Origin of the sequence: Pseudomonas sp. SG20052 (genome assembly GCF_031766055.1) — a bacterium.
GTDB lineage: Bacteria > Pseudomonadota > Gammaproteobacteria > Pseudomonadales > Pseudomonadaceae > Aquipseudomonas > Aquipseudomonas mandelii.
The window spans coordinates 5,962,023-5,986,834 of record NZ_CP134498.1 but is presented as its reverse complement, the minus strand read 5'-3'; the positions used below and the strand labels follow the sequence as shown (position 1 = coordinate 5,986,834).

25 protein-coding genes are annotated in these 24,812 nt (G+C 60.6%); 14 read left to right on the top strand and 11 right to left on the bottom strand.

Annotation, left to right across the window (positions count from 1 at the left end; all coding sequences use genetic code 11):
- Positions 1 to 5: 5 nt before the first annotated feature.
- The 6 genes from RHP74_RS27530 to RHP74_RS27505 all read right to left on the bottom strand — a co-directional run bounded on the left by RHP74_RS27530 (position 6) and on the right by RHP74_RS27505 (position 6,843).
- Positions 6 to 662, bottom strand: a complete 657-nt coding sequence (locus tag RHP74_RS27530; RefSeq protein ID WP_010467341.1) for a DedA family protein — start codon at positions 660 to 662, stop codon at positions 6 to 8.
- Between the two features lie 238 nt (positions 663 to 900).
- Positions 901 to 1,359 (bottom strand): N-acetyltransferase, encoded by a 459-nt coding sequence (locus RHP74_RS27525; RefSeq protein ID WP_010467342.1) that lies wholly within the window; start codon positions 1,357 to 1,359, stop codon positions 901 to 903.
- Between the two features lie 120 nt (positions 1,360 to 1,479).
- Positions 1,480 to 2,304 (bottom strand): ethanolamine ammonia-lyase subunit EutC, encoded by an 825-nt coding sequence (gene eutC / locus RHP74_RS27520; protein WP_195842058.1) that lies wholly within the window; start codon positions 2,302 to 2,304, stop codon positions 1,480 to 1,482.
- 8 nt (positions 2,305 to 2,312) lie between these two features.
- A complete protein-coding gene (locus RHP74_RS27515) occupies positions 2,313 to 3,707 on the bottom strand; it encodes an ethanolamine ammonia-lyase subunit EutB (RefSeq protein ID WP_311096736.1) in 1,395 nt (464 codons plus the stop codon).
- 51 nt (positions 3,708 to 3,758) lie between these two features.
- Entirely contained in the window at positions 3,759 to 5,207 is a 1,449-nt protein-coding gene (gene eat / locus RHP74_RS27510; RefSeq protein WP_077749222.1) for an ethanolamine permease, read from the bottom strand.
- A gap of 115 nt (positions 5,208 to 5,322) precedes the next feature.
- Positions 5,323 to 6,843, bottom strand: a complete 1,521-nt coding sequence (locus RHP74_RS27505; protein WP_010467346.1) for an aldehyde dehydrogenase family protein — start codon at positions 6,841 to 6,843, stop codon at positions 5,323 to 5,325.
- Positions 6,844 to 7,159: 316 nt separating this feature from the next.
- On the opposite strand from RHP74_RS27505, the gene RHP74_RS27500 reads away from it, so the two are divergent.
- From RHP74_RS27500 to RHP74_RS27485, 4 genes are all read left to right on the top strand, one after another.
- On the top strand, positions 7,160 to 9,073 hold the full coding sequence (locus RHP74_RS27500) for a sigma-54-dependent Fis family transcriptional regulator (RefSeq protein ID WP_010467347.1): 1,914 nt from the start codon (positions 7,160 to 7,162) through the stop codon (positions 9,071 to 9,073).
- A gap of 183 nt (positions 9,074 to 9,256) precedes the next feature.
- Positions 9,257 to 10,606 carry a UDP-N-acetylmuramate:L-alanyl-gamma-D-glutamyl-meso-diaminopimelate ligase gene (mpl, locus tag RHP74_RS27495; RefSeq protein WP_083375679.1) on the top strand — a complete coding sequence of 450 codons (1,350 nt, stop codon included), beginning with the start codon at positions 9,257 to 9,259 and terminating at the stop codon, positions 10,604 to 10,606.
- Positions 10,603 to 11,235, top strand: coding sequence for a flavin prenyltransferase UbiX (gene ubiX / locus RHP74_RS27490; protein ID WP_010467349.1), 633 nt, complete (start codon positions 10,603 to 10,605; stop codon positions 11,233 to 11,235). The genes mpl and ubiX overlap by 4 nt, the downstream gene beginning before the upstream one ends.
- Entirely contained in the window at positions 11,228 to 11,512 is a 285-nt protein-coding gene (locus RHP74_RS27485) for a YceK/YidQ family lipoprotein (RefSeq protein ID WP_010467350.1), read from the top strand. Before ubiX ends, RHP74_RS27485 begins: the two co-directional genes overlap by 8 nt.
- Positions 11,513 to 11,629: 117 nt before the next feature.
- On the opposite strand, the gene RHP74_RS27480 is transcribed toward RHP74_RS27485, so the two are convergent.
- From RHP74_RS27480 to RHP74_RS27470, 3 genes are all read right to left on the bottom strand, one after another.
- A complete protein-coding gene (locus RHP74_RS27480) occupies positions 11,630 to 12,271 on the bottom strand; it encodes an oxidoreductase (protein WP_010467351.1) in 642 nt (213 codons plus the stop codon).
- Positions 12,272 to 12,298: 27 nt separating this feature from the next.
- Complete coding sequence (locus RHP74_RS27475) at positions 12,299 to 14,017, bottom strand: C13 family peptidase (protein WP_077749937.1); 1,719 nt, start codon at positions 14,015 to 14,017, stop codon at positions 12,299 to 12,301.
- 115 nt (positions 14,018 to 14,132) lie between these two features.
- Complete coding sequence (locus tag RHP74_RS27470) at positions 14,133 to 14,588, bottom strand: MaoC family dehydratase (RefSeq protein WP_010467353.1); 456 nt, start codon at positions 14,586 to 14,588, stop codon at positions 14,133 to 14,135.
- Between the two features lie 197 nt (positions 14,589 to 14,785).
- Between RHP74_RS27470 and RHP74_RS27465 the strand changes: the two genes are divergently transcribed.
- From RHP74_RS27465 to RHP74_RS27445, 5 genes are all read left to right on the top strand, one after another.
- Complete coding sequence (locus RHP74_RS27465) at positions 14,786 to 15,148, top strand: CidA/LrgA family protein (RefSeq protein WP_311096735.1); 363 nt, start codon at positions 14,786 to 14,788, stop codon at positions 15,146 to 15,148.
- Positions 15,145 to 15,861 (top strand): LrgB family protein, encoded by a 717-nt coding sequence (locus tag RHP74_RS27460; protein ID WP_010467355.1) that lies wholly within the window; start codon positions 15,145 to 15,147, stop codon positions 15,859 to 15,861. Before RHP74_RS27465 ends, RHP74_RS27460 begins: the two co-directional genes overlap by 4 nt.
- Before the next feature lie 10 nt (positions 15,862 to 15,871).
- On the top strand, positions 15,872 to 16,462 hold the full coding sequence (locus RHP74_RS27455; RefSeq protein WP_010467356.1) for an LON peptidase substrate-binding domain-containing protein: 591 nt from the start codon (positions 15,872 to 15,874) through the stop codon (positions 16,460 to 16,462).
- A gap of 112 nt (positions 16,463 to 16,574) precedes the next feature.
- A complete protein-coding gene (locus RHP74_RS27450; protein WP_229801704.1) occupies positions 16,575 to 16,790 on the top strand; it encodes a hypothetical protein in 216 nt (71 codons plus the stop codon).
- A gap of 87 nt (positions 16,791 to 16,877) precedes the next feature.
- Positions 16,878 to 17,456, top strand: a complete 579-nt coding sequence (locus RHP74_RS27445; RefSeq protein ID WP_172791772.1) for a hypothetical protein — start codon at positions 16,878 to 16,880, stop codon at positions 17,454 to 17,456.
- Positions 17,457 to 17,509: 53 nt separating this feature from the next.
- Here the strand turns inward: RHP74_RS27445 and RHP74_RS27440 are convergent, their stop codons facing one another.
- Both RHP74_RS27440 and RHP74_RS27435 read right to left on the bottom strand, forming a co-directional pair.
- On the bottom strand, positions 17,510 to 18,826 hold the full coding sequence (locus RHP74_RS27440; RefSeq protein WP_010467359.1) for a bifunctional DedA family/phosphatase PAP2 family protein: 1,317 nt from the start codon (positions 18,824 to 18,826) through the stop codon (positions 17,510 to 17,512).
- Positions 18,827 to 19,002: 176 nt separating this feature from the next.
- The gene (locus tag RHP74_RS27435) at positions 19,003 to 19,701 is read right to left on the bottom strand and encodes a DNA-3-methyladenine glycosylase (protein WP_311096734.1); all 699 of its coding nucleotides are present in this window, start codon (positions 19,699 to 19,701) and stop codon (positions 19,003 to 19,005) included.
- A gap of 189 nt (positions 19,702 to 19,890) precedes the next feature.
- Here RHP74_RS27435 and RHP74_RS27430 point away from each other — a divergent pair, with 189 nt between their 5' ends.
- From RHP74_RS27430 to mrdA, 5 genes are all read left to right on the top strand, one after another.
- On the top strand, positions 19,891 to 21,162 hold the full coding sequence (locus RHP74_RS27430; protein WP_311096733.1) for a glutamate-5-semialdehyde dehydrogenase: 1,272 nt from the start codon (positions 19,891 to 19,893) through the stop codon (positions 21,160 to 21,162).
- Position 21,163: 1 nt separating this feature from the next.
- On the top strand, positions 21,164 to 21,853 hold the full coding sequence (gene nadD / locus RHP74_RS27425; RefSeq protein ID WP_162179689.1) for a nicotinate-nucleotide adenylyltransferase: 690 nt from the start codon (positions 21,164 to 21,166) through the stop codon (positions 21,851 to 21,853).
- Between the two features lie 73 nt (positions 21,854 to 21,926).
- Positions 21,927 to 22,421 carry a ribosome silencing factor gene (rsfS, locus tag RHP74_RS27420; protein ID WP_010467363.1) on the top strand — a complete coding sequence of 165 codons (495 nt, stop codon included), beginning with the start codon at positions 21,927 to 21,929 and terminating at the stop codon, positions 22,419 to 22,421.
- 9 nt (positions 22,422 to 22,430) lie between these two features.
- Positions 22,431 to 22,898, top strand: a complete 468-nt coding sequence (rlmH, locus tag RHP74_RS27415) for a 23S rRNA (pseudouridine(1915)-N(3))-methyltransferase RlmH (RefSeq protein ID WP_007937439.1) — start codon at positions 22,431 to 22,433, stop codon at positions 22,896 to 22,898.
- Positions 22,899 to 22,908: 10 nt separating this feature from the next.
- The gene (mrdA, locus tag RHP74_RS27410; RefSeq protein ID WP_010467364.1) at positions 22,909 to 24,804 is read left to right on the top strand and encodes a penicillin-binding protein 2; all 1,896 of its coding nucleotides are present in this window, start codon (positions 22,909 to 22,911) and stop codon (positions 24,802 to 24,804) included.
- The last annotated feature ends 8 nt before the right edge of the window (positions 24,805 to 24,812 follow it).

Genomic DNA, 24,812 nt, shown 5'->3' with positions numbered 1-24,812 from the left:
GCGGGTCAGCGCGATTGGGTTTTGGACGCGGCGTTGCCGAAACGGCTGCGGACCACGCCGATGATCATCGGTACCAGCGACAGCAGGATGATGGCCACCACCAGCAGCGAAAGGTTTTTCTTGATGAACGGCACGTTGCCGAAGAAGTAACCCAGGGTCACCAGACCGCCGACCCACAGAATGGTGCCGAGGACACTGAAGGCAAAGAAACGCGGGTAAGGCATTTTGGCGACGCCGGCGACGAACGGTGCAAAAGTGCGGATGATCGGCAGGAAGCGCGCCAGGGTCACGGTCTTGCCACCGTGCTTGTCATAGAAATCGTGGGTCTGTTGCAGGTAGTCGCGACGGAAGATTTTCGAGTTCGGGTTGCTGAACAGGCGTTCGCCCGCTGTTCGGCCGATGACATAGTTGGTGCTGTCACCGAGGATCGCTGCGAGCATCAGCAAACCGCCCAGCAACACCGGGTCCATGCCGCCGCCGGCCGCAACGGCGCCCGCGATGAACAGCAGCGAATCGCCCGGCAGGAAGGGCATCACCACCAGACCGGTTTCGCAGAAGATCACCAGAAACAGGATGGCGTAGATCCATGGCCCGTAGTTGTTCACCAGCAAATCGAGGTAAACATCGAGATGCAGGATAAGGTCGATCGGGTTGAAATCCATGGAGGGGCACCTGTGGTGACGGCCGGACTCAGCAGGCCTGTGCGGATGACTTCGCGAAAGCCTACAGACGAGTGTAGTTTTTCTTACAAGCCGAAAAGGCCGGCATTATACGGGCTGAGTGGTGAAACGCGCGTCGAGATTGTAGCGGGGGATGTCTATGGCGCGGCCGGAAGTCTGGTGACAATAAATAACCCTTTCTGTGATGAACGAGCGCGCTCCCTCATCACAGAAGTCAGGATCAGAGCTCGTCGCTGATCGGCAATACGTAGTTCTTGAACTCGGTGTCTTCCTTGAACCCGATGGATTCGTAGGTTTTCTGCGCCACTTCGTTGTTGCTGCTGGTGGAAACGCGCATGCGCACGGCATTGGTTTCCTTGGCCATTTTCTTCGCGGTGCGAATCAGGTTGTCGGCCACCAGCTGACGGCGGGCGTCTTCAGCGACATAGATGTCGTTGAGGATCCACACGCGCTTGAGCGAAAGGGACGAAAAGCTCGGGTACAACTGACAGAAACCCATCAGCTTGTCTTTGTCATCGGCCAGCGCCAGATAGATCACCGATTCCTTGCGGCGCAGACGTTTTTCAAGGAATGCCCGGGAGGAGTCTGGATAAGCCAAGGAGCCATAAAACTCGCGATATTTGACGAACAACGGGGTCAGCAGGTCCAGGTGTTCGAGGGTCGCTTGAATAATCCGCATCGATAGGTCTCGTCTTCAAGTGGCTGTCTTCACGTGCTCTGACGGCGAACGGTTCTTCACTCGGGCAGCCGTGCATCGATCCTGCCTGAAACCGGAACAGAAACGCAATGCGGAAACGGTTCAGGCATTCGGCGGGCTCAGTAGGAAATTACCTTTCATGTCCGCACCTGCGTCCGACTCCAGCGTCTGAACCTGGGCTTCGTCCTTCAGATTGACCCCCGACAGCTGGCGGCGGCAAGCCTCGCGCATCAGGTACAGCAAGCGGTGTGCCGCCATTGCGTAGCTCAGGCCCTCGAGCCGGACATTGGAGATGCAATTGCGGTAGGCGTCCGTCAGCCCGACCTTTGGATTGTAGGTGAAATATAAACCCAGGCTGTCCGGCGAACTGAGACCCGGGCGTTCACCGATCAGGATCACCACCATTTTTGCGCCGAGCAGTTCGCCAATCTCGTCGGCCACCGCGACCCGCCCTTGTTCCACCAGCACCACCGGTGAAACGGACCAGCCTTCAGCCTCGATTTGCTCCTGCATCCGCGCCAGAAACGGCAAGGTATGGCGATGAACGGCCAGCGCCGACAAGCCATCGGCGACCACGATCACCAGATCCACGCCACCCGGGTTCGCCTGCGCGTATTCGCGCAGGGTCTGCGCCGATTCATCGCTCAACTTTCGCCCAAGATCGGGCCGCTGCAAGTAACTGTCCCGGTTCGTGGCGGCGCTGTGCAGCAGCAAACTCTCGCGCCCGACCTCGGCCAGTTGCGAGCTGAGCCCGGCATGATCGAACGGCAAGTGCACCGCGTCCCGGGCTTGTGCGTGGGCGTACTGGAAATCCAGTTGCGCGCTGGTCGGCATGCTGGTGCCGGTGCGGCCCAGGGCAATCCGCGCCGGGGTCAGGCGACGCAGCTCCAGCAACGGATTCTCTGGGTCAACAGGTGGTTTATCCATTTCAACGCTCATCCCAATTGCGCCATGGCTTGACGGAAGGCCGGCGGCAGGCTGTCGCCGAAGTGAATCTTGCCATCCGCCTGGGTCAGGATGCCCATTCTCGCCAGCCATTGTTCGAACTCCGGCGCCGGTTTCAGGCCCAGGGTCTGGCGGGCGTAAAGGGCGTCGTGGAACGAGGTGGTCTGGTAGTTGAGCATGATGTCATCGGAGCCGGGGATGCCCATGATGAAGTTGATCCCGGCAACGCCCAGCAGGGTCAGCAACGTGTCCATGTCGTCCTGATCGGCTTCGGCGTGGTTGGTGTAGCAGATGTCGCAGCCCATCGGTACGCCGAGCAGCTTGCCGCAAAAGTGATCTTCAAGGCCGGCGCGGATGATCTGTTTACCGTTGTAGAGGTATTCCGGGCCGATGAATCCTACGACGGTGTTGACCAAAAACGGCTTGAAATGACGCGCCACAGCGTAGGCACGGGTCTCGCAGGTCTGTTGATCGATGCCGTGGTGGGCGTTGGCTGACAGGGCACTGCCCTGGCCGGTCTCGAAATACATCAGGTTCTGGCCCAGGGTGCCGCGATTCAGGCTCAGCCCGGCGTCGTAACCTTCCTGCAGGACATTCAGGTTGATGCCGAAACTGGCGTTGGCCGCTTCGGTGCCGGCGATCGACTGGAACACCAGGTCCAGCGGAACCCCGCGATTGATCGCCTCGATGGAGGTGGTGACGTGGGTCAGCACACAGGCCTGGGTCGGGATTTCGTAGCGCTGAATGATTGCATCGAGCATTTCCAGCATGGCGCAGATCGACGCGATGCTGTCGGTGGCCGGATTGATGCCGATCATCGCGTCCCCGTTTCCATACAGCAGGCCGTCGAGAATGCTCGCCGCAATGCCGGCCGGTTCGTCGGTGGGGTGGTTGGGTTGCAGGCGCGTGGATAAACGCCCGCGCAAGCCCATCGTGCCGCGGAATTTCGTGACCACGCGAATCTTTTGCGCCACCAGCACCAGATCCTGCACACGCATGATCTTCGAGACAGCGGCGACCATCTCCGGGGTCAGCCCGGGCGCCAGGGCGCGCAGGCTCTGTTCGTCGGCCGCGTCGCTCAGCAGCCAGTCGCGGAAGCCGCCGACGGTGAGGTGGCTGACGGCCATGAACGCATGTTTGTCATGAGTGTCGATGATCAGTCGGGTGACCTCATCAGCCTCATAGGGAATCAGTACTTCCTGCAGGAAGTGAGTCAGCGGAATGTTAGCCAGGGCCATTTGCGCAGCTACTCGCTCGCCATCGTTGAGGGCGGCGACGCCGGCCAGAAAATCCCCGGAGCGCGCCGGACTGGCCTTGGCCATGACGTCCTTGAGGCTATCGAAACGGAAGGTCAGGGCGCCGACCGTGTGAGCAAAACTTGCCATACAGATTCTCCGTGACGGCGCAGGCAGGGCCTGCGCCGTAATTTCTGGCCGTTAGTGCAGGGCTTTTTCAGCGTTCTGAATGGCCGCGAATTCTTCTTCGGGCGTGCCTGCTACCAAGTGATGCCGACTGTAGAAAGCAAAGTAAGCAATTAACACTCCATAGATGATCGCGGCGCCAATCACCACGCGTGGGTCTACCAGAAAACCCGCTACTACGGCGATGCAAGCCAGCACCAACGCTACACCGGAGGTGAAAATACCGCCGGGCGTGCGATAGGGCCGATCCATTTTGGGGCGTCGAATGCGCAGTGTGATGTGCGCCGCCATCATCAGGACGTAGGAAATGGTCGCACCGAACACCGCTACCAGAATCAGCAAGTCACCCTGACCGGTCAGTGACAAGCCGAATCCGATGATGCCGGGGATAATCAGAGCCAGTACGGGCGCCTTGCTCTTGTTGGTTTCTGACAGTTTGCGCGGCAGGTAGCCGGCGCGGGACAGCGCGAAGATCTGTCGCGAATAGGCGTAGATGATCGAGAAGAAACTGGCAATCAGCCCGGCCAGGCCCACCAGATTGACGAAGTGGCCCATCCAGGTCGAGCCGCCATAGGCCTTGCTCAATGCTTCGACCAACGGATTGCCCGAGGTCAGCAGTGCATTGGCGCCCGCACCGCCCGGGCCGATGACCAGAATCAGCAGGGCAAAGCTCACCAGCACCAGCATGGCGCCGATCAAGCCGCGGGGCAGGTCGCGTTTCGGGTTTTTGGTTTCTTCTGCTGCCAACGGCACGCCTTCGACAGCGAGGAAGAACCAGATCGCGTAAGGAATTGCCGCCCAAACGCCGACGTAGCCGAAAGGCAGGAAGCTGCTGGCGCCCTTGGCGTCAGTCACCGGGATGTCGAGGAGATTGGCGACGTCGAAGTGCGGCACCATCGACACCAGGAACACGCCCAATGCCAGCGCGGCGATGGCGGTGATAACGAACATCAGTTTCAGGGCTTCGCCGACCCCGAAAATGTGAATGGCGATAAAGATGATGTAGAACGCCAGGTAAATCATCCAGCCACCAATGCCGAACAGTGACTCGCAATAGGCGCCGATAAACACCGCGATCGCCGCCGGAGCGATGGCGTATTCGATCAGGATCGCGGTACCGGTCAGAAAACCGCCCCACGGTCCGAATGCGCTACGGGCAAAACCATAGCCGCCACCCGCGGTAGGGATCATCGACGACAGTTCCGCCAAGGAGAAGCACATGCACAGGTACATGGTCGCCATCAGTAACGTAGCGAGAAACATGCCGCCCCAGCCACCCTGGGCCAGGCCGAAGTTCCAACCCGCGTAATCGCCGGAGATGACGTAGGCCACGCCCAGACCCACCAGCAGGACCCAGCCTGCTGCACCTTTTTTCAGTTCCCGTTGTTGGAAATAGTCGGAGCCGACTTTTTCAAAGTCGACCGAGGAGGTAGCCGGCTGCACGCTGGCTTGATCGCTAGGCATAGGTTTCACCTGTTCTTATTGTTTTTGACCGGCGTGGTTGCCGGGTGGGAGCGAAGGCCCAATGTGCAGGCAAGCCCACTCCCACAAGGAGAGTGGCTTGCCTGCGACAGTCGGTTTAGAAGAAGCCCAACGGATTGATGTCGTAGCTCACCAGCAGGTTTTTGGTCTGCTGATAGTGATCGAGCATCATCTTGTGAGTTTCACGGCCGACGCCGGACTTCTTGTAACCACCGAACGCGGCATGCGCCGGGTACAGGTGGTAGCAGTTGGTCCACACACGACCGGCCTTGATGGCGCGGCCCATGCGGTAGGCGCGGTTGATGTCGCGGGTCCAGAGGCCGGCACCCAGGCCGAACTCGGTGTCGTTGGCGATGGCCAGGGCTTCGGCTTCGTCCTTGAAGGTGGTGATGCTCACCACCGGGCCAAAGATTTCTTCCTGGAACACGCGCATTTTGTTGGTGCCCTTGAGCAGGGTCGGCTGGATGTAATACCCGGTCGCCAGGTTGCCCTCGAGTTTTTCCACCTTGCCGCCGGTCAGCAGCTCGGCGCCTTCGCCCTTGGCGATTTCCAGGTACGACAGGATTTTGTCGAATTGCTGCTCGGACGCCTGGGCGCCAACCATGGTGTCGGTGTCCAGCGGGTCGCCACGTTTGATCGACAGCACTTTCTTCATCACCACTTTCATGAAGTCGTCGTAGATCGACTCCTGCACCAGCGCGCGGGAAGGGCAGGTGCAGACTTCGCCCTGGTTGAAGAACGCCAGCACCAGGCCTTCAGCGGCTTTTTCGATGAAGGAAGGTTCGGCCTTCATGATGTCTTCGAAGAAGATGTTCGGCGACTTGCCACCCAGCTCCACGGTGGACGGAATGATGTTTTCGGCGGCGCATTTCATGATGTGCGAGCCGACCGGGGTCGAGCCGGTGAAGGCGATCTTGGCGATGCGTTTGCTGGTGGCCAGGGCTTCCCCGGCTTCTTTGCCGAAACCTTGCACGACGTTCAGCACGCCCGGCGGCAGCAGGTCGCCGATCAGCTCCATCAGCACAGTAATGCCCAGCGGGGTTTGCTCGGCAGGCTTGAGTACCACGCAGTTACCGGCGGCCAGGGCCGGGGCGAGTTTCCAGGCGGCCATCAGGATCGGGAAGTTCCACGGGATGATCTGCCCGACCACGCCCAGCGGTTCGTGGATGTGATAGGCCACGGTGTTGCCATCGATCTCGGCGGCGCTGCCTTCCTGGGCGCGGATGCAACCGGCGAAGTAGCGGAAATGGTCGGCGGCCAGCGGGATGTCGGCGTTGAGGGTTTCACGCACGGCTTTGCCGTTGTCCCAGGATTCGGTGATGGCCAGGACTTCCAGGTTCTGTTCAATGCGGTCGGCGATTTTCAGCAGCACCAGCGAGCGCGCCTGGGCGGACGTGGCGCCCCAGGCATCGGCAGCGGCGTGGGCGGCGTCCAGGGCTTTGTCGATGTCTTCGGCCGTGGAGCGCGGGAATTCGGCAATTGGTTGGCCATTCACGGGCGAGGTATTGGTGAAGTACTGACCTTTGACAGGCGCGACGAACTCGCCGCCGATGTAGTTACCGTATTTGCTCTTGAACGAAACGATAGCGCCTTCAGTACCGGGGTGAGCGTAACGCATGGTGATTTCTCCTTGGCTTTTTGTGCTTATAAGGGAGAGCGCATGTGCGCTTGCTATAAGCGTAGAGCAAAGGTCGGGCCACTGCCCTGCAGGTCAGGCAAATCAAGGTCTTGCGCGTTTTTTGTCGGACGGGCGGGCGGCGTCTGTGACGCTATCGGTACAGCCCTCGTGACACTTTGTACCGCTTGTGGCACAGCTTGTGACCGGGCGGTCTTGCCAGCATTGCAATGCGCCGATGGCTGGAGGATGCTGGGCCACAAGATGTGTGTCAGCCCTTGATGGGGTTCAGCACAGCTCTCGGAGAGAACAATAAGAAATGCACGACAATCATTTGAGTCGCCATGCCCAACAAGTCTTGACCGTCACCCAGGGCAAATCCCACCTGCACGGTCCTGGCAGCGACCCGTCCATCGCACGTTCATGGCTGCGCTGCCTTGAGGATTATCACCTCGACCCGGCCCTGACGATGGCGCCGACGGTGCTGGAACACGGCCGGGTGCTGGAAAGCCGCGAACGCTTGCAGCAAGTGCTGCACATCGCCGGCAGCGAAATGACCAGTCTGCATCAGCAACTTTCCGGCGCCGGCCACGCCGTGCTGCTCACCGACGCCCGTGGGGTGATCCTCAACTGCGTCACCGCACCGGCCGAACGGAAAATCTTCGAGCGCGCCGGCCTGTGGCTTGGCGCCGACTGGAGCGAAGCCTGCGAAGGCACCAACGGCATCGGCACCTGCCTGGTGGAGCGCCAGTCGCTGACCATTCACCAGGATGAACACTTTCGCGGCCGCCACACCGGCCTGACGTGCTCGGCGAGCCCGGTGTTCGACCCTCACGGCGAGCTGCTGGCGGTTCTCGATGTGTCCTCGGCGCGTCACGAAGTCTCACGTCAAAGCCAGTTCCACACCATGGCCCTGGTCAATCTCTCGGCGAAGATGATCGAGAGCTGCTATTTCCTGCGCTACTTCGACAATCAATGGTTGCTGCGCTTTCACCTGCAAGCCGAATCCGTCGGGCTGTTCAGCGAAGGCTTGCTGGCGTTCGACGGGGAAGGGCGGATCAGCGCGGTCAACCAGAGTGCGCTGAACTTGCTGGGGCATATTCGCGGTGGATTGCTGGGCAAGCCGGTGGAGGCGTTTTTCGATTGCTCGCTGGATGACTTGCTCGGCCGCGCCAGTGTCAACGCCAGCGCCAGTTGGCCGTTGCGCACCCGTGATGGGCGGAGTCTGTTTGCCGTGTTGCGCGGGCAGCCGCGCAGCATTCCGGTGCCGGTGGTGCCAGGTCCGACAATTGCCGAGCGTCCGCGCCTGTCGGGCATCTGCCTGGGCGATGCCGCGTTGCAGGAAGATTTCCGAAAATCCTTGAGAGTTTTCGAGCGAGACGTGCCGCTGTTGATCAATGGCGAAACCGGTTCCGGCAAAGAAGCCTTTGCCAAAGCCGTGCATCAGGCCAGCCAGCGGGCCGACAAGGCCTTCGTCGCCCTTAACTGCGCGGCAATCCCTGAAAGCCTGATCGAGAGCGAACTGTTTGGTTATCGCGGCGGCAGCTTTACCGGCGCGCGCAAGGAAGGCATGCGCGGCAAGTTGCAGCAGGCGGACGGCGGCACACTGTTCCTCGATGAAATCGGCGACATGCCGTTGGCGTTGCAAACCCGGCTATTAAGGGTGCTGGAAGATCGTCAGGTGGTGCCGATTGGCGGCGAGCCGGAGTCGGTCAATGTGCGGATCATCAGCGCCACTCACCGCCATTTACTGGAGCGGGTGCAGGACGGCAGCTTCCGCGAGGATTTGTATTACCGGCTCAATGGGCTGGAGATCGCATTGCCGGCGTTGCGTGAGCGAAGTGATAAATCGCAGTTGCTTGATTTTCTGCTGGCCGAGGAAGCGGGCGCAGAGACGGTGCTGATCGATGAGCCGGCCCGGCAAGCCTTGCTGGGTTTCGCCTGGCCGGGGAACGTGCGGCAGTTGCGCAATGTGCTGCGCACCTTGGCGGCGTTGTGTGACGACGGGCGGATCGGGCTGGAGGATTTGCCGGTGATGATTCGTCAGGTTCGACCGGTGCCGGTTGTGGCCGTTGAAGAGACTTCCGAACATCCGCTGGACGATGCCGAACGGCTGGCGTTGCTCAATGCGCTGGAGCAGACCCGTTGGCACATGACCCATACCGCCGAGCAGCTCGGCGTCAGCCGTAACACCCTCTATCGAAAACTGCGCAAACACGGCATCGCCCGCTAGGCACGCCGTCACACTGCAGGAGCGAGGCTTGCCCGCGAAGAACGATTACGCGGTGTACTGGCGGAATCGTGTTATGGCCTTCGCGGGCAAGCCTCGCTGCTGCGGGTTTTGCGTTGACCCGAAACAAAGGTGCGAATTTCCCCTCCCTACGCTAACCTGCGGCCATGTTTTACGAGGTCGACTATGCATATTCATATTCTTGGTATCTGCGGCACTTTCATGGGTTCGATGGCGGTTCTGGCCAAAGAGCTGGGCCATCACGTGACGGGCTCCGATGCCAACGTCTATCCGCCGATGAGCACTCAGCTTGAAGCGCAGGGCATTGAGTTGACCCAAGGCTACGACCCCGCCCAACTCGATCCGGCGCCGGATCTGGTGGTGATCGGCAACGCCATGTCGCGCGGCAACCCGGCCGTCGAATACGTGTTGAACAAAGGCCTGCCCTACGTCTCCGGCCCGCAATGGCTGGCCGACCACGTGCTGCAAGGTCGCTGGGTCCTGGCCGTCGCCGGCACCCATGGCAAAACCACCACCAGCAGCATGCTTGCCTGGGTCCTGGAGCACGCGGGCATGAGCCCGGGCTTCCTGATCGGCGGCGTGCCGCAGAACTTCTCGGTGTCGGCGCGTCTGGGTGACACACCGTTCTTCGTCATCGAAGCCGACGAGTACGACAGCGCGTTCTTCGACAAGCGCTCCAAGTTCGTTCACTACCGCCCGCGCACGGCCATTCTGAACAACCTGGAATACGATCACGCCGACATCTTCCCGGATTTGCCCGCCATTGAGCGGCAGTTCCACCACTTGGTGCGAACCATCCCGAGCGAAGGCCTGGTGATTCACCCGACCACCGAGCCAGCGTTGCAGCGCGTCATCGAGATGGGCTGCTGGACCCCGGTGCAAACCACCGGTGCCGGCGGTCAGTGGCAGGTCAAGCTGCTGAGCGAAGACGGCTCCAGGTTCGAAGTGATGTTCGAAGGCGTCGCCCAAGGCGTCGTCGATTGGGACATGACCGGCCAGCACAACGTCGCCAACGCCCTGGCCACCCTGGCGGCTGCTCGCCACGTCGGCGTTGTACCGTCGATGGGCATCGCTGCATTGAGCGCCTTCAAAAGCGTGAAACGCCGGATGGAGAAAGTCGCCGAGGTTCGCGGCATTACCATCTACGACGACTTCGCTCACCACCCGACGGCCATTGCGACGACCCTCGACGGCCTGCGCAAACGCATCGGTGATGCGCCGTTGATTGCGATCATCGAGCCGCGCTCCAACTCCATGAAGCTCGGCGCTCACCGCGACGGCTTGCCGGAAAGTGTGGTCGATGCCGATCAAGTGATCTGGTATGCCCCCGCCAACCTCGGTTGGGACCTGGGCGCGACCGCCGCGTTGTGCACGGTGCCGTCGATCGTCAGCGACTCTCTGGAAGGCATCATCGAGCGCGTGAAGAGCCAGGCCCAGCCCGGCACCCACGTGGTGATCATGAGCAACGGCGGCTTCGGCGGCCTGCACGGCAAACTCGCCGAGGCGCTGCAATGAACAACGGCCCGGAACGCATCACCCTCGCGATGACGGGCGCTTCGGGCGCCCAGTACGGTTTACGTCTGCTCGACTGCCTGATCCGCGAAGACCGCGAGGTGCATTTCCTGATCTCCAAGGCGGCGCAACTGGTGATGGCTACCGAGACTGACGTCACGCTGCCGGCCAAACCGCAGACGATGCAGGCTTTCCTCACTGAATACACCGGTGCGGCCGCCGGGCAGATCAAGGTGTACGGCAAGGAAGACTGGATGTCGCCAGTGGCCTCGGGGTCTGGTGCGCCCGCGGCGATGGTGGTGGTGCCGTGTTCCACGGGAACCTTGTCGGCGATCGCGACCGGTGCCTGCAACAACCTGATCGAGCGGGCTGCCGACGTGACGTTGAAAGAGCGTCGCCAGCTGATTCTGGTGCCGCGTGAAGCGCCGTATTCGAGCATTCATCTGGAGCACATGCTCAAGCTGTCGAACATGGGCGTGACGATATTGCCGGCGTCGCCGGGCTTTTATCATCAGCCGCAGACGATCGATGACTTGATCGACTTTGTCGTGGCGCGGATTCTCAATCTGCTGAACATCCCGCAAGACATGCTGCCGCGCTGGGGCGAACACCATTTGAGCAGCGATGAATAAGCTGCTGATTGTTCTGCTGGCCCTGCAATTGGGGGGCTGCGCCACGGCGCGCACGCTGGACGCGGCCAAGCCTGGGGCGCCAGTGGTGTACGCGGGGACGCGCCTGGATTTGTATGCCCTGAATGGCGGTTGCTGCGCGATGGACCGGTTCGGCGCCGAAGCGCCGAGCTACCCCGGCGTCGACCTGCCGGCCAGCGCGTTGCTCGACACGCTGTTATTGCCGTTGTCATTGCTGACGGTGATCGGGGTGAGTTTCCAGGCGACGGGCGGGTTGTAGCGTTCGGCTTTGAATCGGTGTGCGCCCTTCGCGGGCAAGCCTCGCTCCTACGGGTTCTCCGTTGCCTGTGTAGGAGCGAGGCTTGCCCGCGAAGGCGCCCTCTCAGACACCAAAGAATTATTTGCCTAGCTTGCGCAGTTCATCCGATTCGACAATCCGTACCCCATCCTGCTCTTCCAGCGCCAGTCTCCACATGGCGCGAGCCAGTTGGCAGGCTTCGATGCCGCGGTACTTGCCAGGGATCAAGCGCGACAACGGCCCGACGAGTTGCTCGGCCGTGCGCGGTTCCAGTCGATCGCCCAGCAACAACGAAGGTCGGCAAATGGTCAGCTGCGGCCAGTCCTGCGCGCGCAATGCGTACTCCATCTCGCCTTTGACCCGGTTGTAGAAAATCGAGGATCTGCGATCGGCCCCCAGGGCACTGATCACGATCAGGTGCCGGGCACCCATTTCCCGTGCACGTTTGGCGAACGCCACCACCATGTCCAGGTCGACCGCACGAAAGGCTTGTTCGGAGCCAGCCTGCTTGATTGTGGTGCCGAGGCAGCAGTAGGCGATGTCGACGCGACCGTTCAGTTGCGGCAGAAACGCCGCCGCGTCGCCGACCGGGTTTTCCAGATGGGGATGCTCGGCCAGTGGCCGGCGTGAGGGGGCCAGTACCCTTGAAATCGTTGGCTCATTGAGCAGGCGATCAAGCAGATGTTCGCCGGTCAACCCGGTAGCTCCGGCAAGCAGTACATGCTGAGGCGTCAAGTACATAGTGTTTCCCCCTTGATACTGTTCAGCTTAGTTGCTCTTTGCATCCTTGCTGCTGATAGAGACACTTTGTAGCGCTTTTCGTGCCTGCTGTTTGCGCAAGAGTTGCCAGTGCGAGAGGACCGTTTTCGGCGCCCAGAGCTGCGGTTCAGAGGCCTCGAAGCCGTCAGCGAGTTCACGCTCTGCCACCGTGGCCTTGGCCAGCTTGAAGGCATGCTCCAGGTCGTCGGTCTGGTTCAGCGCCTGGGCGAACAGTGCGTCGCCGAAGTAGGTGAAATTGGCTTCTTCCGAGCAACCGAAGGACACCCGATCAGCGCGCGAGGCGGTCATGATCAGCGTGCGTTCATCCTTGAGCGCGGGGATGAAGCCGCCGGAATAGCAGGACGAAATCACCACAATCTTGTCGCGGTTCTTCAAGGGCGCGAGCACGGCGGCGAGTTCGTCGGCCGGCAGGTCGGCCAGCTCCATGCGCGGCTGGTCGAGCACCAGTTCATGTTCGCTGCTGCCATGGCTGGTCAGGTAGATGAAGATCAAGTCTTCCGGGCCACTGCGTTCGGCCAGGGTCATCGCGGCGCGGCGCAGGTTTTCCCGGGTGGCCATCGGCCGGTCGACGAGGTGATCGCGATGGTTCACCAGGCGGATCTGGCCGAAGGCGCCGAAGCGGCTGCTGAGCATGTTGCTGACGTAATCGGACTCGCGCAGGAACACGCTCTGCTTGCCGTCGCCGCCCAGGGTCAAGGTGTACAGCTCGACCATCGGGGTCGAGGCTGGCACGTTGGACAGAGCGTCATCGAGTAACCGGCCCTGGGCCAGCAAGCCGAGCTCCAGGGTGTCGGGCAGCAACTTGCCGTCGGCATCGCGAACACGCTGGCCATTGACCCACGTTCCGCTTTGCACTGTGCCGTCGGTGAGCACCAGGGTGCCGCGCCCCGAGTAGCTGTCATTGTCGAACTGGCCGATGTAGAAGCTGCCGTCGGGCAGGTTCAATCGACCCTGGCCGGTAAAGCGCCAGTCGCTGAACTGGCCGATGTAATGACTGCCGTCAGCGCCGATCAACTCGCCCTTGCCGTTCAGCGAGCCTTCCTTGAACTGGCCCAGCCAGACATCGCCGTCGGCGTTTTCGTAGCGGCCCTTGCCGTGCAGTTGATTGTTCTTGAAGCCGCCGACATAGATGTCGCCGTCGGCGCTGTTGAAGGTTCCGTTGCCTTCCAGCTGACCGTCCTTGAAGTGCCCGGTGAACTGATTGCCACTGGCGTCGCCGCGCTGCCCTTCACCGTTGGGTTTGCCATTGGCGAACTGGCCCTGGTAGGAACTGCCGTCGTCGAGTTCGAGACGCCCGAGCCCTGAATATTGATCGGCCTTGAATTCACCGCGATAGGTCATCGCGTTTTCTTTTAGCGTGCCTTCACCGTCACGGCGGCCGAGTTTGAATCCGCCGGTGTAGCTGCTGCCGCTGGTGGTCAGTGTGCCCTTGCCGTCAAACAGGCCTTGATTGAATTGGCCCCGATAGACTTCGCCGTTGCTGCCATGCCACTCGCCCTGGCCATGCCATTGCCCCTTGTCGAACTCGCCGGCGTACCAACTGCCGTTGGGGTAGTCGATGCGGCCCTGGCCTTGCAACAAGCCGTTGACCAGATCACCGCGATAGCGCCCGCCGTCCGGCAAGCGGGCATCCGGGGGCAGCAGCGATTCGCCGTCGCCGCAAGCGGTGAGCAACAGGGTCAGGGCGAGGAGTGCAAGTGAGCGCATAGCGGGATCCGGGCAATTATGCGACGGAGTATGCCGCAGCTATGTGTCGCATTTATAGAGACACGGCAGAGACACGGCGCGAAACAGCGTGAGCTGTTTCGCAATCAGACTTGTGTCAGACGAAACAGAGGGACAGCGGCTCGGCGATATACGCCGGTTTGTCCGAGCCTTCGATTTCAAGCGTGGCGGTGGCTTTGAGCAGCCATTGGCCGGGTTTTTTCTCGATGACTTCGTTCATGTCGACCTTGAGCCGAACCCTGGAGTTGACCTTTACTGGCTGGATGAAGCGCACGCTGTCCAGGCCATAGTTGACCACCATCTTCGCCCCTTGAGGGAGGATCAGGATGTCTTCCATCAGTTTCGGGATCAGCGACAGCGACAGGAATCCGTGTGCAATGGTGCTGCCAAATGGCGTTTGCGCGGCTTTGACCGGGTCGACGTGAATAAACTGATAATCGCCTGTGGCTTCCGCGAACAGGTTGATGCGCTCCTGATCGATGGTGAGCCATTCGGAACGTCCGAGTTCCTTGCCGACATAATCTTTGAGCTCTGCAACGGGAACATAGGGCATTGAGACTCTCCTTGGGTTTCATCGGATTTATAGTTTTTCGAGTGGGGGGATTTGGCCTCCCTGTGAACCACTTTAGATCAACATGGCAAATTGCTCCGGTCAACTGACCATGCTTTTGGCGAATGCCGATCCATAGCGTTGACGTGCTTATAATGCCCGGCCCCTTTTTGGTGGGGCGCGCGTGCGGGAGATGCTGGATGTTGTTACGTGGCCTGACCTGGCTGGTGCTGTTCCAATTGCTGGGCACAGCCATCAACCATTTGTTTTTACCGGTACTGCCCGGGCCGATTGTCGGCCTGCTGCTGTTGCTGGTGTACCTGATTTCGCGCGGGCAAGTCGGCGAGCCGTTGAACCTGGCCGCCAGCAGCCTGCTGCGTTATTTGCCTTTGCTGTTGGTGCCGCCGGCCGTGGGCGTGATGGTTTACGCCAAGGACATCGCCGCAGACTTCTGGGCCATTGCCGGCGCGCTGGTGTTGTCGCTGGTGCTGTCCATGGCGTTTGTCGGGGTGCTGATGCAGCGCATGGTCAAGCGTCATGCCCGTCGCGGAGATCGCTCATGATCCTCGATTGGCAGGGTGCGCTGGACTCGGTGATTCATCACCCGTTGTTCGGCCTCGGCATTACGTTGGGCGCTTATCAACTGGTGCTGGCAGCCTTTGAAAAAACCCGCTGGATCTTTCTGCAACCGGTGCTGGTCTCCATGCTGTTGGTGATCGGTGTGCTGACGGTCTGTGGGATCACGTTTGTCGAGTACCGCAAGAGCACTGAGATCCTCAGCATCTTGCTCGGACCTGCGACCGTTGCGCTGGCAGTGCCGCTGTATCTCAATCTGCGACGCATTCGGCAGTTGTTCTGGCCGATTTTTACTACGCTGGTGATAGGCGGCGTGGTTGCCACGGGCATGGGCGTGTTGCTGGGTTGGTGGTTTGGCGCCGAACACATGATCCTGATGACCATGGCGCCGAAGTCAGTGACGTCGCCGATTGCCATGTTGGTGGCTGAGCAGATCGGTGGTGTCGCGGCATTGGCCGCGGTGTTCGTGTTGATCACCGGCGTGATCGGTGCGATCTTCGGTCCGAGTATGCTGACCCGGCTGGGCGTGCACAGCCCTGAAGCCCGGGGCATGGCGCTGGGCATGACCGCCCATGCGGTCGGCACCTCGGTGGCCTTGCAGGAAAGTGAAGAATGCGGCGCTTTCGCGGCGCTGGCGATGAGTCTGATGGGCGTGGCCACGGCGGTGTTCCTGCCGTTGGCGGTGTCGATGGTGGTTTAAGGATATGTCTATGAGCTTGCCGCTTTTTCCGCTGAACACTGTGCTGTTTCCTGGCTGCATCCTCGACTTGCAGATCTTCGAGGCGCGCTACCTGGACATGATCGGCAGTTGCATGAAAAAGGGCGTCGGCTTCGGCGTTGTGTGCATTCTCGACGGCGAAGAAGTGGGCATCGCACCTGCGGGCTATGCGCTGGTCGGCTGCGAAGCGTTGATCACTGATTTCAAACAACAGGACAATGGCCTGCTGGGCATTCGCGTGCAGGGCGGGCGGCGTTTTCATGTGTTGCGCACCGAGGTACAGCGCGATCAATTGACCGTCGCTGAGGTCGAGTGGCTGGAAGACGAACCTGAACAGCCGCTGCAGGATGAGGATGCGGACCTGGTCGCCCTGCTCAAGGCATTGGCCGAACACCCGATGGTCGAAGCCTTGAACATGGGCACCGAAGCGACCGGGCAACAGTCACTGGCCAATCAGCTGGCCTATCTGCTGCCGTTTGCCGAAGTGGACAAGATCGACCTGCTGCAACTCGATGATCCCCAGCAGCGGCTGGATGCGATCCAGGCGCTGTTGGACGAGTTGCAAGGTGAGTTGTTTGCCTAGTTGTACTTTGTATTAAGTTCTTCGGTTCGCCACTATTGTCTTCGTAAAGCTCAGTCAGTAGTTTGCAGTTATTCGCATGGAGCGGATAACGGTTAACTATATGGATGTGGTTATGACGCTATATGAAGATGAATGGATGTTCTGGGATGATATTGCCGGGCGCTATATTTTAAAGCACGCGAGCAACGATCCGAATACGGCTAATATTATTGATGCCGCTGCTTACTATGCCGATTCAATGGTTGTCGCTCGACGTAAGCGCAAGCGCGTAAAACTTCCAGTCTCCGGTACTGCTGTCGAGACTTCAAACGCTCCGACGGCTCTTTAGTGCACGACTTATAAACTATTCGGCAACGGACTGGGTTTTGCGCGTCTTGCTGAAAAAAATTGAGTGAACAGCATCTTGAGGTGATTGATGTCCCTGGAAAATCAAAGCAGTGCATTTACCGCTAACCTTTACGTCAACGGCACGCCGGTGGTGCTCAACCAGCAGCGCCTGAAGCTTAGGCTGCGTGACCCGCGAATCACCCGGCGCGAACGCCTGGACGTGGAGGTGGCATTGGCGAGTGACGACAGCACAAGTATTCTGACGCTCGCCGATCATGAGGATGACAAGCCTCTATTGTTGAAGTTTGTGCCCAAGGCTGGCAAGTATGAAGTGCTGGCCGTTATTCGAGGCGCCTATGAAGGTGGTCATTTGACGGTTAATGTCGGAACCCGTCATCTATATATGAATAGCGGTTCGGAAGGTGCCAGGTTTTCGATACGCAAGCATGGGGTGGACCAAGCGAGTTTTGATGATTTTGCTGCCGGTCCAGGGTATGTGCAGCTTGTGAGTGAGCTTAATGGTCGGCCGCTCTATCTGGCAAACGACAAGGGGAAAGTGCATTTTAAAGATGTTGATCCTAATGTCTCCAAGCATGATGCGTTCAACAATGATCCCGTCAACTTCGTGATCAAGATTGTTGATAAGCCGGGTGAGGAGCGCAAATAAAAAAACGCCATCAGTTTTGCAAGCTGATGGCGTGTACCTCATCAGGCAACAGCCTAATACGCATATCTCAACATTGCATTCGGCAAATGTCGCAATGCAAAGAACCCGAACAACGCCACCATCGCCGGCAATACCAGCCACCAGATCTTGGGTGGCATGGCATTGAGCGGTGTCTGGCGCTGGCTTAGCCACAAGCTGGCGGCACACACGCACGCCGCCAGCATCGCACCGGCCAATATATCCGTTGGCCAATGTGCGCCCAGGTACACCCGGGACAGGGCGATTGTCAGGGCCGGCAAACAACCCAGCAGCAACCAGGTCAGGCGCATCCGCGGCGGCTGACCGCGACCGGCCAGCACGGCGAGGGTCAGGAACAACGCGAAGGCGCCCGATGCGTGGCCGCTGGGCATGCTGTAGCTGGTCAGCGGATCGCTCAGTACTTCCGGGCGCACGCGGGCGAAAAATTGTTTGGTGAACGTGTTGCCGAGCGCGGTGAAGAGCAGGGTGCCACCGGCGAAAATCGCCTGGCGCCACTGCCGGGTGAGCAACAGCAAGCCGGTCAGCAGGGCGCTGAACACCAGCATGTTTCGGAATTCGCCGATCAGCGTGAAGGTGACGGCCAGTTCATCGAGCATCGGGCTGCGATGTTCCTGCACCAGGGTCATCACGCCTTGGTCGAGCGCGGTGAGGTGCGGGTAGCCGATAAACAGCCCTGCCAGAATTAACAGGCCGAGGCCGGCTATATAGGCGGTGGCGTGGCGATGGCGGCGCAGGCTGCTGGTCACGCTCAAGCCGATCATTACCGCAATGCTGCCGGCGACGATTCCTGCCTCAGGCCAGAACCCGTCGGGCAATGGCAAGCGAATCGCTGCGCCCGTGGCCCAGCCAGGCAGCAAGTAAGCGACGCTCCAGCCCGCGGCGGCCAGCAAACTGACAGCGGCGAAACGCGGGAACGGCATGTCGAACATCCCGGCAACCATCGGCAGCATCGGGCGTAGCGGGCCGATAAAACGTCCGACCAACAGGCTGGCAATACCGTATCGCTGGAAATACGCCTCGGCGCCGGCGATCCATTCCGGATGGTGGCGTAACCCCGGCAGGCGCCGGATATTCTGGTGAAAATGTCGACCGATGAAGTAAGAAACGATGTCGCCCAGCACGCCAGCGGTAAACCCCAGCAATAGCGTTTCGCTCAATGACAGCGCCCCGCTGCCGGCCAGTACCGCCACGGCGAACAGCAACACCGTGCCGGGCACAATCAGCCCGGCAATCGCCAGGCATTCCACGAATGCCACGATGAACACCGCCGCGGCCAGCCATTGCGGGTTAGCCGCCAGCCAACCGGTCACGCTATCGAGCCATGGGCCCATAAAAACAACTCCCTCTGATGTTCAATTGGGCTCGAAAGGCGCGCACGCAACCTTCCAGGCACCACAAGTCCCCTGTAGGAGCGAGCCTGCTCGCGATAGCGGACGGACATTCGAAACCGATGTCGCCTGATACTTGCTATCGCGAGCAGGCTCGCTCCCACAGGGATTTTCCATCTTCAAGTCAGCAAAAAATAATCGCGACCTTCGACCTGTCCCCGTCGTAGCGGGTTCCGCGTGCAATATGGCGCGTAAGCCGCATCGACGAAGCGATACATCAAATGTTCGTCGCGTCCGTGGGGAATGCCCAGGCGCGTGGTCTGGATGATGTGAGCAGGCGCCGGGCCGACGTCTTCGACCAGCAACACATCATGGTCAAAACGCTTGGCATCCCAGACGGGCACCTTCAACCCCAGCGACTTGCACAACAACGTCTGCCCGGCGCAGAGCTTTTGCGTCGGGCGAGGACGACCCTGGGCGTCGGGATTGTTCAACAGCATCTGCGCCAGGCTCGCTGGCCCGCTTAGCTCGTCGACCCACGGATAGGCAGATTTGATCAGCACCGCGTTGCCCGGCCCCTGGGCGCTGAAGTTCAGGGAATCACCGCCGCGGGCGTAATACATATAGATGTGCCCGCCATCCAGAAACAAAGCCTTACGCTTTTCTGTGTAGCCGAGGGACGCGTGGCTGCCTTTTTCTTCGCAGTAATAGGCTTCGGTTTCGATAATCCGGGCGCTCAGCCACAGGTCGCCGACCCGGTGACGGATGACCTTGCCCAGTAAATCCCGGGCCAGGGTTTGCGCATCGCGGTCAAAAAATGCGTCCGGGAGCCCCATGGGCAGGCGTGCAGCGGACGCTCGAACAGTCAGGTTGGACATGATGAACGGTGTTTATCAAGGCTGATTGAGTCGTGATGATAACAATGTGCAGCTTAATCCCGGCTGAACGTCGGCAAATTGCCCTCCATTTCGACCATCCGCCCGTCACCGCTGTTAGTCCCGGGACGCGACAGCTATAATCTGCCGCTTTACTCTTTACCAAGACCTTAGCAAAGACCCCCACAGACCATGACTGAGTCCGTTCTTGACTATATGACCCGCCTGGGTCGCGCCGCCCGCGAGGCTTCTCGCGTCATTGGCCGTGCCAGCACTGCGCAGAAGAACCGCGCGTTGCAGGCGGCTGCCAATGCGCTGGACGCTGCACGCGCCGAGCTGACGGCTGCCAATGAACTGGATTTGGCCGCAGGCCGCGCCAATGGTCTTGAGCCGGCATTGCTTGAGCGTCTGGCGCTGACCCCGGAGCGCATCGACGGCATGATCGTCGGTTTGCGTCAGGTGGCGGCACTGCCGGACCCGGTCGGCGCGATTCGCGACATGAGCTATCGGCCGTCGGGCATCCAGGTCGGCAAGATGCGCGTGCCGTTGGGCGTGATCGGGATCATCTACGAATCCCGGCCGAACGTAACCATCGATGCCGCGAGCCTTTGCCTGAAGTCGGGCAACGCGACGATCCTGCGTGGCGGTTCCGAGGCAATCAATTCCAATCGCGCCATTGCCGCCTGCATCCAGCGCGGCCTGGCCGAAGCCGAGCTGCCGGCTGCCGTGGTGCAAGTGGTCGAAACCACCGATCGTGCGGCCGTTGGCGCGTTGATCACCATGCCGGAATACGTCGATGTCATCGTGCCCCGTGGTGGCCGTGGCCTGATCGAACGCGTCAGCCGCGATGCCCGCGTGCCGGTGATCAAACATCTGGACGGCATCTGCCACGTCTACGTCAGCGCCCACGCCGATCTGCCGAAAGCCCAGCGCATCGCCTTCAATGCCAAGACTTACCGTTACGGCATCTGCGGTGCGATGGAGACGCTGCTGGTGGATCAAGCCGTTGCCAAGGATTTCCTGCCGTCGATGGCTGCACAGTTCCGCGAAAAAGGCGTCGAACTGCGCGGTTGCGAACGTACCCGGGCGATCATCGATGCCGTGGCGGCCAGCGAAGGAGACTGGAGCACCGAATACCTGGCGCCGATTCTTTCGATCCGCGTCGTTGACGGGCTGGACCAGGCGATCGAACACATCAATCAGTACGGTTCGCATCACACCGACTCGATCGTCAGCGAAAACCTCGCCGACACCCGGCGTTTTGTGGCGGAGGTCGATTCGTCATCGGTGATGATCAACACGCCGACCTGCTTCGCCGATGGCTTTGAATACGGATTGGGTGCCGAGATTGGCATTTCTACTGATAAGCTGCACGCCCGCGGCCCGGTGGGTCTCGAAGGTCTGACCTGCGAGAAGTACATCGTGGTCGGTGATGGCCAGTTGCGCGGCCAGGCGTCGGTCTGACTTGGGCGACCTCAAACCGTCAGCACCGCAAACTGCCAGCGAGCCTGCGCCAAGACGCATTGGCGTGCTGGGCGGGACGTTCGACCCGGTGCACATCGGCCATTTGCGCGGTGCGCTGGAAGTCGCCGAGTCGCTGTCGCTCGATGAGTTACGCCTGACACCCAGTGCCAGGCCGCCGCATCGCGGTACGCCGCAGGTGTCGGCAAAGGACCGTCTGGCGATGGTCGAGTGCGCGGTGGCCGGTGTGGCGCCGTTGGTGGTGGACGCCCGCGAATTGCAGCGGGACAAACCGTCCTACACCATCGACACCCTGGAACTGATGCGCGCCGAACTGGCCGTCTCTGACCAGGTTTTTCTACTTTTGGGCTGGGACGCATTTTGCGGCCTGCCCACTTGGCACCGCTGGGAAGAGTTGCTCCAGCATTGCCACATCCTGGTGCTGCAACGCCCGGATGCCGACAGCGAACCGCCGGATGCCTTGCGCAATCTGTTGGCGGCACGCTCGGTGAGCGACCCGCTGGCCCTCAAAGGGCCGAGCGGACAGATTGCATTCGTCTGGCAGACGCCGCTCGCGGTATCCGCCACCCAGATCCGTCAACTGCTGGCCAGCGGTAAGTCGGTACGTTTCCTGGTGCCCGACGCGGTCCTGGCCTACATCGATGCGCACGGTCTCTACCGTGCGTCGAACTGAAAAGAGGGCACGCTTCCAGGCACGTAATGACGTGTATTGAAGCGCCCGAACATACGAGCAAAACGAGTTTTATATGACGAACAAAGACGTAACTAAAGTAAAGCGCAAAGGCACGTTCAAAAGCGCCCCGCTGCCTGAGCCGGTTCTCACCACTGAACCTCTGAAAGGTGACGAGCTGGTCAAGGTGGCCGTAGCCGCCCTGGAAGACGTGAAGGGCCAGGACATCCAGGTCATCGACGTTCGTGAAAAGCAGAGCATCACTGACTACATGATCATCGCGACCGGTACCTCCAACCGCCAGATCGGCGCGATGCTGGACAAGGTTCGCGAAGCCGTCAAAGCCCTGGGCGTCAAGCCACTGGGTGAAGAAGGCAAGGGCGACAGCGACTGGGTGCTGCTGGATATGGATGATGTCATCGTGCACATGATGACCGCCTCGGCTCGTCAGTTTTACGACCTCGAGCGTCTGTGGTCCGGTGCAGAGCAGAGCCGTGCTCTGAACGCGGCTCACCACAGTCCGGAAAACACCCATGAGCACTTCGTCAAGCTCAACAAAGACCAGCAATAAGGGACCGCTGTGCGACTGCGACTGATCGCCGTCGGCTCCCGCATGCCCAAGTGGGTGGAAGAAGGCTGGCATGAATATGCCAAGCGTCTTCCGTCCGAGCTGGCGCTGGAACTGGTGGAAATACCGCTCAACACCCGTGGCAAGAACGCCGACGTGGCGCGCTTCATCCGTCAGGAAGGCGAAGCCATGCTGGCCAAGGTCGGGCCGAATGAGCGTGTTGTGACCCTGGAAGTCCACGGCAAGCCCTGGAGCACCGAGCAGTTGGCGGTCGAGCTCGATCGCTGGCGGCTGGACTCGCGCACGGTGAACTTCATGGTCGGCGGCCCCGAAGGGCTGGCGCCGGAAGTCTGTGCGCGGGCCGATCAGCGCTGGTCGTTGTCGCCGTTGACGTTGCCGCACCCGCTGGTGCGGATTCTGATCGGTGAACAGCTGTATCGTGCCTGGACAGTTCTGTCCGGCCACCCTTACCACAAGTAGTTCTGCCCTCATGCCCCAGCCGATCCGCATCAAGGACCACGAAAAAGACGCCCGTCTGGTGCGTGGCCGCGTCGTGTTCGGGGCTATTGCGGTGGTGTTGCTGATCTGCGTGCTGATCGCGCGGCTGTATTTCCTCCAGGTGATTCAGTACGAGTACCACTCGACCCTGTCGGAAAACAACCGCGTCCACGTACAGCCGATTCCGCCGACCCGCGGGTTGATCTTCGACCGCAATGGCGTGGTGGTGGCCGATAACCGGCCCAGCTTCAGCCTGAGCATGACCCGCGAACGGTCCGGTGACTGGCAGCAAGTGCTCGACGTGATCGTCGAAGTGCTGGAGCTGACGCCCGAGGACCGGGTGATCTTCGAGAAGCGCATGCGTCAAGGGCGTCGTCCGTTCGAGCCGGTGCCGATCCTGTTCGAGCTGTCTGAGGAGCAGATCGCCCGTATCGCGGTGAATCAGTTCCGTCTGCCGGGCGTGGAAGTGGTCGCGCAGTTGGTGCGTCACTACCCGCAGGGCCCGCACTTTGCGCACTCGGTGGGTTACATGGGGCGGATCAACGAGAAAGAGCTGAAGTCTCTCGATCCGGTCAATTACAGCGGCACGCACCACATCGGCAAAACCGGCATCGAGCGTTTCTACGAGCCGGAGCTGCACGGTCAGGTGGGCTACGAAGAAGTCGAAACCAACGCTCGCGGCCGCGTATTGCGCGTGCTCAAGCGTACCGATCCGATTCCCGGCAAGGACATCGTCCTGAGCCTGGACATCAAATTGCAAGAAGCCGCCGAAGCCGCACTTGGCGGTCGTCGTGGCGCCGTGGTGGCGCTCGATCCGAAAACCGGCGAGGTGCTGGCGATGGTCAGTGCGCCGAGTTTCGATCCGAACCTGTTCGTCACCGGCATCAGCTTCAAGGCCTATGCCGAGCTGCGCGATTCCATCGACCGGCCGCTGTTCAACCGCGTGCTGCGCGGTTTGTACCCGCCGGGTTCGACCATCAAGCCGGCGGTGGCGATTGCCGGCCTGGATGCCGGTGTCGTGACTGCATCAAGTCGGGTGTACGACCCCGGCTACTACCAGCTGCCCAACTATGACCACAAATACCGTAACTGGAACCGTACCGGTGACGGCTACGTGGACCTCGACACGGCGATCATGCGGTCCAACGACACCTATTTCTACGATCTGGCTCACAAACTGGGGATCGATCGGCTGTCGGCGTATATGAGCAAGTTCGGCATCGGCCAGAAGGTTTCGCTGGACATGTTCGAGGAGTCGCCGGGGCTGATGCCGACACGTGAGTGGAAGCGTGCAACCCGGCGTCAGGCCTGGTTCCCGGGCGAAACGCTGATTCTCGGGATTGGTCAGGGCTACATGCAATCAACGCCATTGCAATTGGCCCAAGCCACAGCGCTGGTCGCGAGCAAGGGTGTCTGGAACCGTCCGCACCTGGCCAAGACCGTCGAAGGCGAGCGGCCGAAGGATGACAACCCGATGCCGGACATCATCCTGCGCGACCCGTCCGACTGGACCAAGGTCAACCATGGCATGCAGCAGGTGATGCACGGCGCCCGGGGTACGGCGCGCAAAGCGGCGATCGGTGCGCAATACCGCATCGCGGGCAAAAGTGGTACGGCCCAGGTGGTCGCGATCAAGCAGGGCGAGAAGTACGACCGCTCCAAGGTTCAGGAGCGCCATCGTGACCACGCCTTGTTCGTCGGCTTCGCACCGGCTGACAACCCGCAAATCGTGGTGTCGGTGATGGTCGAGAACGGCGAGTCCGGTTCCGGCGTCGCAGCGCCTGTGGTGCGTCAGATCATGGACGCCTGGCTTCTGGACCAGGACGGTCGGTTGAAGGCCGAATACGCCAGCCCTATCAGTGCGGAGGCTACGGCCCGTGAAGAGTAATTTCGATC